Source organism: Paenibacillus sp. FSL H3-0321 (assembly GCF_038002865.1).
Classification (GTDB): domain Bacteria; phylum Bacillota; class Bacilli; order Paenibacillales; family Paenibacillaceae; genus Paenibacillus_AQ.
The window spans coordinates 7,309,609-7,325,799 of sequence record NZ_JBBODH010000001.1 but is presented as its reverse complement, the minus strand read 5'-3'; the positions used below and the strand labels follow the sequence as shown (position 1 = coordinate 7,325,799).

At 48.2% G+C, this 16,191-nt stretch carries 10 protein-coding genes and 1 pseudogene; 5 read left to right on the top strand and 6 right to left on the bottom strand.

Features of this window, described 5'->3' with window-relative positions:
• Window positions 1-87 precede the first annotated feature (87 nt).
• Together MHI45_RS32315 and MHI45_RS32310 are read right to left on the bottom strand one after the other, a co-directional pair.
• Window positions 88-3,933: a galactose-binding domain-containing protein gene (locus MHI45_RS32315; protein ID WP_076112188.1), complete on the bottom strand. Its 3,846-nt coding sequence runs from the start codon at window positions 3,931-3,933 to the stop codon at window positions 88-90.
• A 649-nt stretch (window positions 3,934-4,582) separates the two neighbouring features.
• The gene (locus MHI45_RS32310) at window positions 4,583-6,277 is read right to left on the bottom strand and encodes a methyl-accepting chemotaxis protein (protein ID WP_076112177.1); all 1,695 of its coding nucleotides are present in this window, start codon (window positions 6,275-6,277) and stop codon (window positions 4,583-4,585) included.
• A gap of 348 nt (window positions 6,278-6,625) precedes the next feature.
• On the opposite strand from MHI45_RS32310, the gene MHI45_RS32305 reads away from it, so the two are divergent.
• From MHI45_RS32305 to MHI45_RS32295, 3 genes and pseudogenes are all read left to right on the top strand, one after another.
• A complete protein-coding gene (locus MHI45_RS32305; RefSeq protein WP_256718172.1) occupies window positions 6,626-6,850 on the top strand; it encodes a hypothetical protein in 225 nt (74 codons plus the stop codon).
• 51 nt (window positions 6,851-6,901) lie between these two features.
• Window positions 6,902-7,996: pseudogene (locus tag MHI45_RS32300) on the top strand (alpha-galactosidase).
• Complete coding sequence (locus MHI45_RS32295; RefSeq protein ID WP_306080833.1) at window positions 7,933-8,217, top strand: GH36 C-terminal domain-containing protein; 285 nt, start codon at window positions 7,933-7,935, stop codon at window positions 8,215-8,217. The pseudogene MHI45_RS32300 and the gene MHI45_RS32295 overlap by 64 nt, the downstream one beginning before the upstream one ends.
• A gap of 281 nt (window positions 8,218-8,498) precedes the next feature.
• Here MHI45_RS32295 and ltrA read toward each other — a convergent pair whose 3' ends face one another.
• Complete coding sequence (gene ltrA / locus MHI45_RS32290; RefSeq protein ID WP_340893965.1) at window positions 8,499-10,331, bottom strand: group II intron reverse transcriptase/maturase; 1,833 nt, start codon at window positions 10,329-10,331, stop codon at window positions 8,499-8,501.
• 973 nt (window positions 10,332-11,304) lie between these two features.
• On the opposite strand from ltrA, the gene MHI45_RS32285 reads away from it, so the two are divergent.
• Complete coding sequence (locus MHI45_RS32285; RefSeq protein ID WP_076114636.1) at window positions 11,305-12,528, top strand: IS110 family transposase; 1,224 nt, start codon at window positions 11,305-11,307, stop codon at window positions 12,526-12,528.
• Window positions 12,529-12,720: 192 nt separating this feature from the next.
• Here MHI45_RS32285 and MHI45_RS32280 read toward each other — a convergent pair whose 3' ends face one another.
• Together MHI45_RS32280 and MHI45_RS32275 are read right to left on the bottom strand one after the other, a co-directional pair.
• A complete protein-coding gene (locus tag MHI45_RS32280; RefSeq protein ID WP_076114637.1) occupies window positions 12,721-13,542 on the bottom strand; it encodes an acyltransferase domain-containing protein in 822 nt (273 codons plus the stop codon).
• A gap of 399 nt (window positions 13,543-13,941) precedes the next feature.
• Complete coding sequence (locus MHI45_RS32275; RefSeq protein ID WP_076114638.1) at window positions 13,942-14,913, bottom strand: aldo/keto reductase; 972 nt, start codon at window positions 14,911-14,913, stop codon at window positions 13,942-13,944.
• Window positions 14,914-15,011: 98 nt separating this feature from the next.
• Between MHI45_RS32275 and MHI45_RS32270 the strand changes: the two genes are divergently transcribed.
• On the top strand, window positions 15,012-15,449 hold the full coding sequence (locus tag MHI45_RS32270) for a MarR family winged helix-turn-helix transcriptional regulator (protein WP_076114639.1): 438 nt from the start codon (window positions 15,012-15,014) through the stop codon (window positions 15,447-15,449).
• A gap of 306 nt (window positions 15,450-15,755) precedes the next feature.
• On the opposite strand, the gene MHI45_RS32265 is transcribed toward MHI45_RS32270, so the two are convergent.
• Entirely contained in the window at window positions 15,756-16,121 is a 366-nt protein-coding gene (locus tag MHI45_RS32265; protein ID WP_340898907.1) for a collagen-like protein, read from the bottom strand.
• Window positions 16,122-16,191: the final 70 nt, after the last annotated feature.

The window sequence follows — 16,191 nt, the reverse complement described above, 5'->3', positions numbered from 1 at the left end:
GTCGGCGGGAGGCGGCCCTGCTGTGAAACGGGTACTGCTAATTAAAGCAGCAGCACTCCGTTTCTATGGGTCTGTTCAGCTGGCTGTCTAAGGATTAACGTTGATCGTAAAGGTGGACGTATTATTTTTAATAGGAGTGACTGTATTGGTAATCTTCAAGTTGTTGAAGACTACCGAACCCATTGCCGGGCCTTGACCGGCTTCCGCCGATTCATTGGCCCAAATGCCCACTCCCGACTTGGCATCAAATGCGTCCCCGCTCTTCTGCGCACCGGAAATCGTAATATTGGAGAAGATTGTATCCGCGACAGGGAACTGCGATGAAGTGCCCACATAGTTGGTCTGAAACATAATGCCGTGGTAAGTCGGATCGATAATGTCCACATCACTGACCCGGATGCCCTGGAACACCTTCGATGCCGAGAATACCCAGATGGCCGGGAAGGTCTGGCTGCCCCAGAAGTGTCCGCCTGCACGGACAATCGAGATATTCTGGAAGTTCGTCGGCGGTGAAGCGCCAAATCCGTTCATCGGATAGCCGAAGTCCAGTGAGCTGATGGTAATCCCGGAATAACATAACGTGTCGGCGATATAAATGTTGCGGAAGGTATTGGCATAACCGCCATAGACCGCCACACCGGCTGCGCGCCAGGTCAGGATTGAGGTCAGATTCTCATAGACATTGTCCTTCATGTCCGAACCGCCGGAATCAATCGCCGAGAACAGTGCAAAGCTGTCATCTCCAGTGGCACGCGCTTCATTGTTGGATACGAGATTGTTGGTGCTTCCGTTTGTCATATTAATACCGTCGGCAAAGGTATTGCGGATACGCGAGTTTTTGATCACCATGTAGTCGGTATTCGCACCCCAGAACATACATACCTGATGCTCGGTCCAGATGTTGTCAATCGTAATGTTCGACACACTGGAGAAATCGAACACTTTACCGGGTCCGTCGATCCGCGAAGTATAATTGCCGAAATAAGCGAAGCCCGAGAAGGTCGATCCATTGGCGGAATCGGTGGCTCTGAATCCGACATCCGTATTGGACTGGCTGACTGGAGCATAAAACCGGGTGTACCACGGTCCTGCACCGACGATCTTCACGGCTTTGCCGTAGACCTGGAACTTGCTTGAGGTCTCGTAAGTTCCGGCAGGCAGATATACCCCCACAAGGTTGCCGGTGTTATCCATACGGACTTTATCCAGCGCATTCTGCACATCCTGATGGCTGAAACCGGCAGGAACCGCATATTTAGCCGGGTCCGGATTGGCAATTGGCGACACCTGCTCCAGACTGATAAAGTCGATGGCATACTTCGAGGTGTTTGCCGCATCCTTTTGCAGCCTGATCGTGCTTCCTGCCGGAATAGTGCTGTCGAACATAACGTTCGCTTCATCATAGATATGGCGCGGGGAACCGGAGCCCGGGGAGTTGCCGGGACTGGTTTCCGGGCCGTACAACCAGGCGTATTTGGAGGTCAGGCTGATCGCCTTGTTGAACACTCCATTGACGTAAATGTTCAGTGTGGCATTGGTTCCGTCACCGCTGGCCGAATCCGGAATGGAGAACCGGGTAACCAGCGTATTGGTGCTGGCCTTTGTGGTGAATTCCACATAGCTGCCGGTCGTGTTCAGCGTTACCGCCCTCCGGCCCGAAGCTTCACCGGCCAGATCACCGATGGTGCGGTTCGGGGCAAGCTTAACAGCTCCGCCGCCGACAACGCCATCCTCGGCCTCATACATGTCGTAAGGCATGTTCGCCCCGCGGCCGACAAACAGCGGCTGGGTCTGAATATTGTTGGCCCGTTTCACCGGAAGCTCATTGGTATCCACGGCAATTTCGCTCTTCACCGTGTATTTGCCGTTCGCCGCAGTCCATGTGCCCAAAGTGACCGGAGCTGTTGTGGCACCGCTGGCGATTACTCCGTTGTAGGAGCCGGTTAAGGTTTTGACCACGGCATTGGTGGTGGCATCAGTCACCGTCAGCGTTATGTTATGCGCACCGCCGGCGGAAGCTGCTGTCCCTTGGTTTTTGATGGCAACCGAGAAGGTTACGGCATTGCCTCCGGCCGGATTTCCCGGGGTCCAGCTTACCGGGGAAGCGAGCAAATCGGAGCTTGATACAGGTGTAACAGTAAGAGAAGACGGATGGGTGTAATTGTTGTTGCCTTCATTCAGTTCAATAACAGTGTTGCTCTCATCCACCTTGGCGCCCAGTGCATAGGTGGCCGCATCTTGGGCACCGATGTTAAGCGAGACATTGGCTGAGGCTCCTGCAGCAAGTGCCCCTACCGGAGTCGTCCCTACCTTGGTCGTACCCAGATAAAAGCTGACCTTTGTCGCTGTGGATGCTGCGGTTCCTGCATTTTTAATGGCTGCGGTTAAGGTCATGGCATCCGTTTCCACCGGAGCAGAAGGGCTCCAGGACATTGCCGTCACCGTCAGATCAGGATTCGCTGCCGGTGTGCCGGTAATTTGAAATTCTGCAACCTGGCCGGCATTTGAACCGGAGTTGGTGGTGAACTTCAGTTGAAGCTCACTGGCCGTTGCCGTAACCGGAATGGTCACTGAATTGCCGCTGGCCGGATTAAAGATATACAGGGTAGCCGGAACGAGACTTGTAAAGGTGGAGGTTGCCTGATTGTGTCCCAATACCTCAATTGTTTGGGTACGGGTTGCCCAGGCCGCCGCCGGATTCAGCTTCACGACAACAGAAGTAATGCTGGCATTGGCCCCAAGATTGACCGTCAGCGTATTCGGATAGCTGGCAGCCCCGCCCTCCCAGTACGTGGTGACATCGCCGTCATTCGCATGGCCAGGAACAAACGTAAATATGGATGAGGAAGCATTAATGGTTTTGCCGATGGCCAGATTCGATCCTGGACCTGTGCTTGGGGTAGCTGTAGGTGAAACCGTTGGTGTGGCTGTAGGCGTTGGTGAGGGTGTTGCTGTTGGGATTGCTGTTGGGATTGCTGTCGGTGTGGTTGTTGGTGTCGCCGTAGGTGTGGCCGCCGGAGTAAGAACCAGATGATCCATATTAACATTGCCGGTATCTCCGGAATCGTATTTATAGGAAATCGTGTTGTTGCCGGCAGCCAAAGTTAATATTTCATCTTGTGTGGACCAAGTGTCCCAGTTCGCCAGATTGGGAAACGAGGTCTGCTTAACCTTTGTTCCGTTCACGTAGACACTTAATGTTCTGGTGCTGCCTGAAGCATTGGCATACCTCAGCGAAACATTGTAGCTGCCTGCAGTGGCTGCAGTAACCGTAAAGGCTGTGGTTGCACCTTGTCCGAGATATCCGTCCACAAATGCCGAGCCTGTATAGCCGGCATGGTCGGTGTTCGTCTTGGCTCCACCGGATAATGCGGCAGCTTCCGCTTCATAAGTGCCGGTTGGCGTTGGGGTCGTCCCATAGACCTCAATCTCGGATACCTGTGCTGCCTGCCAACCCGTATTTGCAGTAAAGTTTAATTTGATGTATCTGGCGTTTGCTGCTGTAAAATTAATAGTTACCGTGTTGGATCCGCTTGACGGATTAAACGTATAACTCGCCGATGCCGCAAGGTTGCTGTACGCAGAATCATTCGTGCTGCCTTGAACTGCTAACGTCTGCGTTCTTGCCTCCCAGGCAACAGGCAGCTTCAGTACCACCTGGTTCACATTGTTGCTTGTGCCCAAATCTATCTTTAACCATTGCGGAAAAGCATTGCTTGCACTTTCCCAATACGTCCCTTGATTGCCGTCATTGGCATTCGCCGCCACATAAACGTCGCCGACCGAGCTTGCGGTAATTGTTTTGCCCTGCGCCAGATTGGCCGCCGCAGAGCTTACAGCCGGAAACAGCGCCAATTGGCCTACAAGCAACGCAACAATCAAACCATAGATGAGGAATGTTTTCCTGGCAGATGCCTTGTTTCCTGTTAACATATACGAGCCACCTTCCATAATGTTATGGATCATGTTAAAGAAAGCGCATTCACAAACAATTTGTTTCCTCCTTCACCTCCTTGATTAAAGGCTGCCCTCCTGCCCGCACTAATCCAATTTCAATTAGCCAGCTGCAGCGTCTCCCAATGCTGTACATCCACAACAAAAAGCACGATCTACTCCTTGCGCAAACATGCAGAACTACTAGCCGCAATCGCAAGATACACTGACCGAACTCGGAGACTGACTATTAACTAACTAATTATGGTAATAATATAAGATATAACTAGATTTTAACCAATGGCCGTTTCTATGCTTAGTATGTGCAATATTACGTTCTATGATTTTTTTCGCAGCATTTCTAACAGACTTAGACTGGTAGTGCGAATGTGTGGACTCCATCCCGACATTAATTGTTATTCTGTTCTATCCGGCCAAAATGTGTGGATAGCACACTTGTAATCATTTCTCGTTCTTTAAGAGGTAGCTGATCCATTCATATATAGCAGTATATAAAAAAGCGACCCCGCCGTTATCCGGTAGGGTCAAGGTCTATTGTATGGGGGTCATGTGATGAATATACCGCCTGAAGCTTAAAACCAAATGAAATGAAGGTAAAGATTTGCTGAAGAGCGTATTTCCAGTCAAGCTACACATTAAACCTTGCCACCAACCCCTGCAGGCCTTGCGCCAATATGTTCAGCGCACCTGCCGAGGAAGCGATTTGTTCTACCGATGCCATCTGCTCCTGTGAAGCTGCCGACACCTGCTGCGTATTCGCAGCCGTGGTTTCCGATATTTGCGTGACGGTGCGGATCGACTCCACAATCTCTTCGGTAGCCGCCGTGATTTCCTCGACCGCTCCTGACACCTCCTGAACCTGTCCGGCCAGAGAATCGATCGAAATGCGGATCTCCCCGAAGGAATGTCCTGCATTTTCAATGATTTCCGTACCGTCCTGCACCTCGGCAATGCTGCTCTTCATCACCAGGACCGCATCATCGGCATCGGACTGAATCCCTGCCGCCATCTCGGCAATAAGATTGGCCGATTCTCCGGATTGCTCGGCCAGCTTGCGCACCTGATCGGCAACAACGGCGAACCCTCTGCCCTGTTCCCCGGCACGCGCCGCTTCAATTGTTGCGTTCAGCGCCAGCATATTGGTCTGCGAGGCGATGCCTTGGATGACCCCTACGATGCTGCCAATCTCCTGGGAGCGTTTAGCAAAACCAAGCACCTGCTCGGACAACGACCCAATCGACTGGTTAATCGAAGCCATCTGGCGGACGGCAGCCTGCAGCGACTTATCTCCTGCCACGGCGAATTCATTAGAGCGCAGTGATGCATCGGAAATATCCTGCACACTTGCGGCGATCTGCTGGATGCCGGCCGACATTTCAACAATCGTCGTCATGTTGGTCTGCAGATCATTCATTTGTCTCTCCGAACCGGAAGCAACCGTACCCATAATGCCGGCGATCCGTTCCGTGGCCTCGGCTGTCAGCCCGCTGTCGGAGGTAAGCTTGACGGAAGAAGCCGCCAGACCATCCGCAGATTGGCTCACCTGTCCGATGATCAGCCCGAGATTATCCGTCATTTTATTGAAAGCAAGTGCCAGATCACCGATCTCGTCCTTGGTCCGGACTGTCAGCTTGCGGGTCAGGTCGGCATCTCCTTCGGCAATCTCCTGCAGTTGTTTATTTACATCACGGATCGGTTTAATAATCTTGCCGGACAGCAGCAGTGCGATGAAAATAGCCAGCAGAACCGACAAGCCCGTCACGCCAAAGCTGATGCCCATGGCCGAGCTGCGGTGCTCTGCGGACTGACTTTGCGCATGCTGGATCTCCTCATTCAGCGTATTCTCGAAGACCAGCTGCGAATCAATAATCGTATCCAGCGAAAGATTCGTGAACTTCTTTTGCGCATTCGGGAAATTTCCTTCCTTGGCTAAAGCGAAAGCATTTTCCAGCACGGTCAAATAGTTACTCCATTCACTCTCGAGACTCGTAATCCCGGCAAGCTCCGCTTCATTAAGGCCCGCATTCGTAAGCACGGTTATCGCCTCGGTAATCTCCGGAACCATTGCCTCATAAGCGGTCAGATAGGTGGTTCTTTCCTCATCTGTATTACTCATCACATATCTGGCGCCGAGCCCGTCCGCTGTGCGGATCTTGTCCGTCAGCTGCTGAACGAGCGTCAGCTTGCTGTAATTGCGGTTAATCTGCTCGGTGAGCATGGTAACCTTGCCTTGAAACAAGGTATTTCCGGCGATTGCGGCGATGAATACGAGAATGACCACTGCGAAGCCAAGTAGTATTTTTGCGCGAATTTTTGTAAACATAGGTATTTCCTCCATATCCGTATGTATTCTTTGCTGATGCAACCACACTAAATCTGTTATGTAACCAGCAGCTCGGGGCCGCCTCTTCCTATGTACTGCTAAACATTTCCTCTGCCCTTATCCTATCTCCCCAGCCTTAAGCTGACCTGAGATTGAACTGAATGTTCGCTTAAAGTGCGGAGGTGGTTGGATTTTGCGATTCAGCCGCATAGCAAAGAAACGGACACCTCCGCGATAGGTAATAAATGTCCACCTATCCCAACTATCCGCTACCGTTTTACAGAAATGAATCTGCTATATTTTAAAAGGGAAAGCGTTCTCTGAAATACGCAGAAAGAAGGAAGAACCATGAGCGATGAAAGCCATACGAACATGAATTCCACCATGTTGACTTCCACTGTGGCGATTTTTATCGATCAGAAAATCAATCGTCATATTTTTGGAATTGAAATTGCTCCAGGATCAGTGGGAACCATTGATACCATTTTCGGCTTGGCCTTGTCCCCCGTCTTTGTCTGCTGTGGACCAAAACACGCGCAACCCATATTCGCACCACTTATAAATACGGATTAGGTATATTGTTCTCTGCTTGCAGCTTGGGCTTGCTGACAAGGCTTGAACAGGATGAGCCAAGTGTTCCACGAGCTGTATCAAACACGGTTGGTCCGAGGCTTCTGGAGGGACAGGGAGCGCCCCATGCTAATCAATAACTAGGAAGCCACCTACATGAATTTTGATGAGGACAAAATACTTAGACTTGCCCGCTCGGCCACCGAGCTTGGAATCGAATTGTTTGTTCTGGATGATGGCTGGTTTGACGAACGTAATACAGACACAACCTCTCTCGGGGACTGGTACCCCAACAAGACCAAGCTGCCCAACGGCATCTCCGGCCTTGCCTCAAAGATTACTGCAATGGGGCTGAAATTCGGCCTTTGGTTTGAACCGGAAATGATCAGCAAAGCGAGCAAACTTTATGAGAAGCACCCGGACTGGTTATTATCCGTCCCCTACCGTACGGTGAGTCCGGGTCGAAATCAATATGTCCTGGACTTGACGAAGGCTGAGGTCATTGATTACTTGGATCAGACCCTCAGCAATCTGTTAGCCCACTCTGATATCTCCTATGTGAAATGGGATATGAACCGCTCTATGTCAGAAGTGTTTTCCCAAGGAAGGGAATGTGATTTTTAAGGAAAGGGTTACCATCAATACATCCTGGGGATATATGAATTGCACGAACGGGTAAGCAGTAAATTTCCTGAGGTCTTGTTCGAGTCATGCGCCAGCGGTGGCGGACGATTTGATCCGGGGATGTTATTTTACTCGCCGCAGGGATGGATTTCCGATAATACAGACGCCGTCGAACGGTTAAAAATACAATACAGCACGTCCATGGTATACCCGCTCAGCAGCATGGGGTCCCATGTTTCCGCGGTACCCAATCACCAGACATCCCGCAGCGTTTCCCTGAATACCCGAGGCAGTGTCGCCTATTTTGGCACCTTTGGCTATGAGCTCGATATCAGCCTACTGTCTGATGAAGAAAAAGCGACCGTTCAGGAACAAATCACCTTTATGAAAAAGTACCGTGGTCTCATGACGCGGGGGACGTTTTATCGGCCAGTCCCTTCCAGGGTAATGAAACAGCATGGATGGTCCGATCCAGAGACAGAAGCCAGGCGATCGTCGGCTATTACCGCATTCTTACGAAGGTAAATGACGGCTATCGGGGATTGAAGCTTGCCGGACTGGAACCTCATAAAAAATATCGCATCGCCCATTTGGGCGAATACGGCTATTTGGGTGAATACGACTATTTCGGGGATGAATTGATGGAGATCGGCATTGTTTTAAATGACCATACATCTGGTGATTACCATTCCAAGGTGCCAAGAGGCGATTTTCTGTCTCGCATTTTTATTTTGGAGGCAGACTAGAAGCAACCCGCTTCTGCAATAAGGAGGTCCGGTAAACCAATGAAATGGTTTACCGGACCTCCTATATATTATCCATATACATGTCCGAAGTATTAGACTGACTCCAATATAAAACCAGCGGCAGTCTTGTTCTGGAAATAAAATCCTGAACTACCTCTGGTTTATTAATCTAATGGTTGCAATAGGTAAGCGTTTGATATAATCTCCGGCTTTTCCCCTGCGCCACACCGGACGTGCCAGTTTCCCGGCATCCGGCGTTCCATCTAATGAAAGCTACTTGATCATTGGTTCCCCGTTACTCTAGGTTCTGGAAAAAAAAAACTGATCGGTTCCAATCCGCATTTAGTGCGGTATTGGTTGATCAGGCTCTGCATGGATTCAGTTATTCCAAGCTTAGCCATGAGCCCGTCAATTGTCTGCTTGCATGTAGAATGGATTAACCGATGAACCTCCTTTTGGAGGATACGAAGATTAGAGAATTTATCGTTGCCGCCCAGATGAAGCGGTACAAAATGATGGCAGTGAACATCTGCCGCAGAAAGATACATGCCTGTAACTTCGCATTTCCCCATTTTCATACTGTAGCGACTGATTCGGTTATCCATGTACTCTACACTTCGACTTGGGATATGGGATTTCATTAATGAAGCAATTTCGTGTTGCAAATCTGACCGTAGCTTTTGGTGGATTTGCTCTCTTCCTTCTGCTGTATAAAGGGTCAGCTGTTGACTGAAGCTCATGGTATTTCTTGTCTTCACATCAGCAAGAGGATATAAATACACGTTTGCCAATTTAAATGTCCTGAAGCCGCGACTGTAGAATTTCTTGTACGTTGGCGGCGGGTTTTCAGGGTGTTCGTATTTCCCAATCTGTTTGAGACGATTGAACATGAAGGCACGTAGATCGTAGGCAAGACGTGAGAACTCGGGGTTGACGTGGGTTGCCCATTTGAAATAGTTATGAATCCCTAGAACAAAGCTATTGAACAGCAGTGCATTCTGTGCGGTTGGGGAAGCTCTAAGTTTCTTGATGCGCGCTTTGGCTTCTTCTTTGATCTTCCGCTTGTTTTTGGCTTTAATGCCGGTATGCGCCACTCGTTTGTTGCCCTTTTTAGTCGCACGGATGGTGAAACCGAGGAATTCGGACTCCCGTTTGCGCAGATTCACAATCTGCGATTTCTCCGGGGAGATGTCCAGTTTCAGGCGTTCCTTCAGGTACAGTTTAACAGCATGATACCACTTGTGGGCAGTTCTCCAGTCTCGGCAGAGAACTTTGAAGTCGTCCGCATAGCGGACAATGTATCCTTCTTTCAGAGTAGATCGCTTTTTCGCGTACAATTCTCCTGTTCTCGTCTTGTATGACTCGTTCATGGGAAACAGTTCCCACTGCCCAGCAATCCATTGATCCAGATCGTTCAAGACAATATTGGATAGAAGAGGAGAGAGGATTCCGCCTTGTGGAACTCCTTTGAAAGGTACACCTTCTCCATCAATTTCTGCCTTTAGCATCTTCGAGATGCATGCTAATGTTCGCCTGTCCTGAATGCCAAGGTTCCATAGCTGCTTGATCAGCAATCCGTGATTTACATTGTCAAAGAAGCCTTGAATATCGATGTCGACAACATAGTGGAGTTGCGAATGATTCACTAGAAATTGCACTCTAGCCATAGCATGGTGAGTTGACCGCAACGGTCTGAAACCATAGCTATGGTTATAAAAGTGAGCTTCCGCGATTGGCTCAAGCACCTGCTTAAAGCACTGCTGAATGATACGGTCCAAAATACACGGAATTCCGAGAGGTCTCCATTTGCCGTTATCCTTTTCAATGCGCTTCCGTCTGACTTTGTTGGGGCGGTAGTTCTTTAACTTGTATTGGATATCAAGGACTAGTTCGTCTTCGGATAGCTTTTGGATATCCGTAATGGTTTTCCCATCGGTTCCAGGTGTCCGCGATCCTTTATTCGATTTCATCATTCGATAGGCGAGGAGGATGTTTTTTCTGGATGTGATGATGTCGTAGAGTTGCGGGAAAACTTCCTTTTTCGAGGCACTATCGTATAACGCTGTGAATGTGTCCGTCATGCCGTAGTAATCCCAGTATCGAAGAGCTTGCACTGTGGCATCCCTCCTTGTAGAGGTGATGTTCCCACGTTCCTACCCGATCGGTGCAATTCACGTTGGAGAATGATCGTTCTTTCCATTAGACTTGGGGCTGTTCCTCCACTCCCATTACAGAAGATTCATCAGTCGTGCCCCTGCCCTCACAAGGCTTAATGCATTTCGGCATGTGCCTTATTGCAACCGTCTTGGGTAACAGCCCTTGTTGCGACGTGCCTTGCTTTCCAAGTCCCTTACAACCTAGCTATCCATTCAGGACGTAGGTGCTTCCTCTAAGCCTGTGAGCTGGAAGCTGCCATTGTTCAGCATAGCGTATTTCATAGGGAAAATTATTACTTTACGCCACTCACACCATCGCTTGATGGCCCGCATGTTTCCATACGTTCTAACTTTAGACCCGTACATTCGGAAGTTCGTCAGTTCAAAAAAAAAGAATGAACATTCTCACCATATCCAGTTTTTCAGCCGCGCGGCATATCCATTGGCATACCTTTCCGTGAGGAGGCTTCAGCCTCTGTTCTGCCGACTCCACCTGTACTTCACACCCCATGCTCTGTCAGGCATGATGCATGCAGGAGTATTGGCGGGATGGTTTCGGGAAACATGGTTCCGTCATTTCCATCCTCGGTTATAAAGTTGAGATTCCTAATTTTGAATCTCCTGCTTTTCACACCGCCGGGTGCTTATAGCAGAACTTGTCGTACTATCCCGTTAGCCAACCATGCAGCGCAAAATCAGCGCTGCACCACAGAGAATGAAAATTTTCGCTTGGTATTTTATACTGGAAGTACGGCTGGGAGAGGAAGGTCGATGAACTATGGTGCGATTAGAGCCCATCCGTTAGTCTGACTCCAACGACCACGGTGCACCACTGAATGTTGCTCCCACTGGGAAGCACTCATAGTAGATTAATCCTATTCTGGTTGTTGCACCAGTCTCCAATCATGATGCCGTAGAAAGGTTGAATGGCGTGGATGTAATTATTGAACGGGCGTGCGGTATGGATGTCCATAAAGACAATATTACTGCATGCATCATGACACCTGAAGGAAAGGAGATTCAAACATTTTCAACTAAAACTGTATTTCTTCTTAAGTTAGTGGACTGGATTAAGGAGCACAGCTGTACTCATGTCGCCATGGAAAGCACAAGTGTTTATTGGAAACCTATTGTAAATTTAATTGAGGCTGAGGAGATCGAATTTCTGGTTGTTAATGCCCAGCATATGAAAGCTGTGCCTGGACGCAAAACTGATGTTAAAGATGCAGAATGGATTTGCCAACTCCTTCGCCACGGACTGATTAAAGCCAGTTTCATTCCAGACCGTAATCAACGTGAGTTAAGAGAGCTTGTTCGTTATCGTCGGAGTATCATCGAAGAACGTGCCAGACAGCATAATCGAATCCAAAAAGTATTAGAGGGAGCTAATATTAAGCTTGGTTCCGTTGTCTCAGATATTATGGGAGTTTCCTCTAAAAACATGCTTTATGCGATTGCTGAAGGTATAGATGATCCTGAGCAACTGGCCAACATGGCCCTTCGGACACTAAAACGAAAAAAAGACGAACTCGAACTTGCCCTCCAAGGATACGTAAGCCCCCATCAACGCCTAATGATAAAAACCATTCTAACTCACATCGACTTTCTAACTCAACAAATTGATATGCTGGATCAAGAAGTTGCACGGCGAGTAAATCCTTACCAAGAAGATATTGAACGATTAGACTCAATTCCAGGCATATCAACACGAATGGCCGAACAAATCCTGGCTGAAATCGGTACAGATATTAAAAAACAGTTTCCAAGCGCAGCTCATATGTGTTCCTGGGCAGGACTTGTTCCTGGCCATAACGAAAGTGCGGGCAAAAGGAAATCGGCTAAAACCAAAAAGGGCAATAAATATTTGAGATCAGCCTTAACCGAAGCAGCTCATTCCGTAAAAGGATCTAAGAATTACCTTGGCGCACTGTATAGGCGTACAGCAGCGCGAAAAGGAAGGAAACGAGCAGGAATTGTAGTCGCTCATGCCATGTTGAGAATCTCCTATTACCTTCTAACTCGTAAAGAAATGTATGTTGATCTAGGGGAAGACTACTTCGATAAGCAAAGGGAACAGTCCATTGTTCGACATGTTTTACGCAGACTTGAAGGACTAGGCTACTCCATTACTATCACTAAACCAGAAGGCTCTTGATCTATATAAAGCTGCAATAAAAAGCTATTCAGGCGCTCTCCCCTTTAAAAAAACGAACGAGTTGCGTCTTCTTTAGTGCTGCCTTTTTCCACACTTTGGTGCAATGAATTTTCATAGTAGCTTAATGATGCTGTTTCAAGACAGTCTAAATTTATCAAATCACCTAGGAAGTTAATACTTAAACCTCTCCTATCAATCCTTCCAGGGATTTTCCTGCAGTCTTCCGCAGGCTGCGCCGATGCTGCCGCCTTCCATCAGGCAAACCTTGATTTTTTTCTGTAAAGATGTATGTTCAGAAAGTTCGTGTATTGGAATATCAGTTCTTCCATAAACCCATCTGATAGAGCTGTCATTCGCATCATCTACACTTATCAAGTCGAATGCCTTCTGAAAACCGACTATATTCGAACTCTCTAACAACAGCCTAGCAAGGACTGGAGAAAGCAGCCAGGAATCACATACCATATCCGACTGTCCATACTCCGGATAATATTTTGCGAAAAATCCCCTAGCATCCTCATATGACTTTCGCAAACTCTCTCGCCTCATATCCGCATCAGCAGGGATATGTATATTTATTATTTTCTTTTCTTTCTGCTCAATCATTTCGTATTCAAGTGCACCGATTCGGAATTCATGAAGTGAAATCTGTCTAGGAAACCACCATCCCCACGTGAATGCATATGTCCCATACACCTTGTAATGTTCCATAATGAATCTGGTACAGAACTTCATCGTATCCGTAAAAATTGTCTCGCTGATTCCTCTTTTTTCGTATTCCTTATGTGCCTTTACTGCATGTACAAGCATAAAAGCTAGCATTTTGCTCCCATCTGGATCCTCTCCCAGAACACCTATTATTTCTTTAACTCCCTTTTCCCAGGCAAACGGATCATACAAGGCAGTAGAAAGAGGTTTAAATGTTTCCTCATCGAATCCGCCTGCAAAGCCAAGCACTTTTCTTTTCATTTGTTCCGGTAAACAAATACTTTCACAAACTTCTTTTAAAGTCATATTTACATTCTCCTGTATCAGATAATAACAACATTTAATTAATTTAGGAGCAAATTCAGCCGGATTACGGTTACAAATCAAGATATACTTCCACAACTCCATTCTAGCATACAGTACAACGATTTAAACTTTAATGCAGATAACATTGGTTTAATACTATTAGAATTAGGATTGTTCCTTAAAAGAAAGACATATTCTATCATAACCTTACGTGTAACTGTACGTTAATTGAACAGACAGCCGATGTTCTCGGCTGCCTTATTGTTATGGAGCTATCGTTTCCCTTTAGTTCAATTGCCTGTTCTAATTCATATGTTACAGTTCCCCGTAACACCTTAAAAGCGAAAGGAGTCCCTTTTTAGGACTCTCTTCGCTACGAATGGTTAGGTATTACACGATTTATACAAGGGGATGCGGTACATAGAGCTCTTCTAGGCTGGTAATTTCTTCAGGTGTCAATTTGACCGACAACGCTGAAACGGCATCCTCGAGATGGCTGATCTTGGTCGAACCGATAATCGGGGCTGTGACCTCTTCTTTTTGCAGCACCCAAGCAAGGGCAATTTGTGCGCGTGGAAGCCCCCGATTCCGGGCAACCTCTGCCACTCTTTCCGCAACCTTGCGGTCCGCCTCTTCCGTTCTTGCAAACAAAACCTTTGCAACCTGGTCTTTCTCGGATCTTGAGGTCTGTTCATTCCAATCCCGGGTTAAGCGCCCCGCAGCCATGGGCAGGTAAGGGGTGACGCCCACTCCCTCATCTTTGCAAAGGGGGAGCATTTCTCTTTCTTCTTCCCGATAAAGTAAGTTAAGTCTATTTTCCATAGAGACGAATCGTGTCCAGCCATTACGTTCCGCGACATGCTGGGCTTTCGCGAATTGCCATGCCAGCATAGAGGATGCTCCAATGTATCTGACTTTGCCCGCCTTAATCAAATCGTGAAGGGCTTCCATGGTCTCTTCAATCGGCGTATTAGAATCCCAACGGTGGATTTGGTACAAATCAACGTAGTCTGTCCCAAGCCGTAACAGACTTTTATTAATTTCGGCCATGATCGCTTTGCGGGAGAGGCCCATCGCGTTCGGGCCTTTGCGCATTGGAACGAACACCTTCGTGGCAATTACGACTTCATCGCGACGGGAGAAATCCTTTAATGCACGGCCGAGAATTTCTTCTCCTGTTCCGTCGGAGTACATATTCGCGCTACTAAAGAAATTGATTCCCAACTCAACCGCCTTTTTAATAATCGGTCTGCTTTGTTCTTCATTCAGTGCCCATGGTGTGTTTCCGCGCTCCGGCACTCCGAAGCTCATCCCTCCAAGGCTTAGCCTTGAAACTTCCAATCCCGTTCTGCCAAGTCTCACATATTCCATTGAGCTTCACCAATCCTTTATCTTTATTGGTTGACACGTCAACCTAGGGTCACTTTACCATCTTGTGGTTGATGTGTCAACCGTGTTATGATATGCCTATGGAGACTAACGAACTGAACGATGATGAAATGCAAATATGGAATATGTGGAAGGGCTCCTTTAAGCGGATCTTTGGACGTGTGGTCAAAGATATGTCCGATCAGACCGGACTGTCCGAGGGGGACTTTGGAATTTTGGATCGTTTGGCCCAATCGAGGGACGGCCAGATGCGCCAACAAGAACTTGCCGACTCGATGGGCTGGGATAAGACTCGGCTATCTCACCACTTGACGCGGATGGAAAAAAGGGGCCTTGTTCTAAGGAAACCATTAGACACGGAGCGTGGTGTTCAAGTTCTCATTACGTCCGCCGGGCACTCCGCCTTGAATGAGACTCTTCCCATTGTATCGAAGGCCATCCGGACACACTTCCTCAATCACTTAACCGATCATGACATCGAATCGATTACGAAACTGGCGGAACGAACAAAACTTTGAGCTTAGCATATTTCAGATCTCGAGCGGAAAAAGCCCTTTTATTCTGAAGGGGCTTTTTTTCGTCGCTGCCATCCTCCAGTAGACCAGAGCAATAAATCTTTATATATCTATGGATAAGAATCTGTTCAATGTCTACTCCAAAATTTTGCGTCACTTAGGGTACGGTTCACCGCGCTGTCTCTAACGGCAAGTTTTAGGGCCATCCTTTTGTGGAATGGCTCTTTCTTTTCCCTCGCTTTGTTCAACAATCGTATCCGTTAGCACAACAAAGAGAACAGCCGCAGGCTGTTCTCTTTGTTATCTGCCTTAGAAGCATGTGAACGAGCTAATCCGATTCAAATCAATGCCGAAGTACGCCCAGAAGAAACCAGTCCATCTGAACCCTGCAATAGAATTACGCCCGACGAATACCGGGAAGAACCAGAATTGCTCGCCGTTGTTCAGCCAAATGTATGTGTTACGGAACAGGCATCGTCTGATTCCCCCGGGGTCGATGGCAAAAGCGGTAGCTGGCATTTGCGGTACGAATTGCGGTGGAGGAGCCGTCGGCGCTTGAACGCCTCCCGGTGCACCTCCCGGAAGCCCCGGTCCTCCCGGCACGCCAGGTCCGCCAGGTCCGCCCGGGAACCCCGGAAATCCTCCGCCGGTCCCCGGTGTTGGAAAAAACCCCATATGTGATCGCTCCTTTCAATGATTAGGCATAATCATCATATGCATTCGCGGAAAGGGCGCTTGGGCCGAT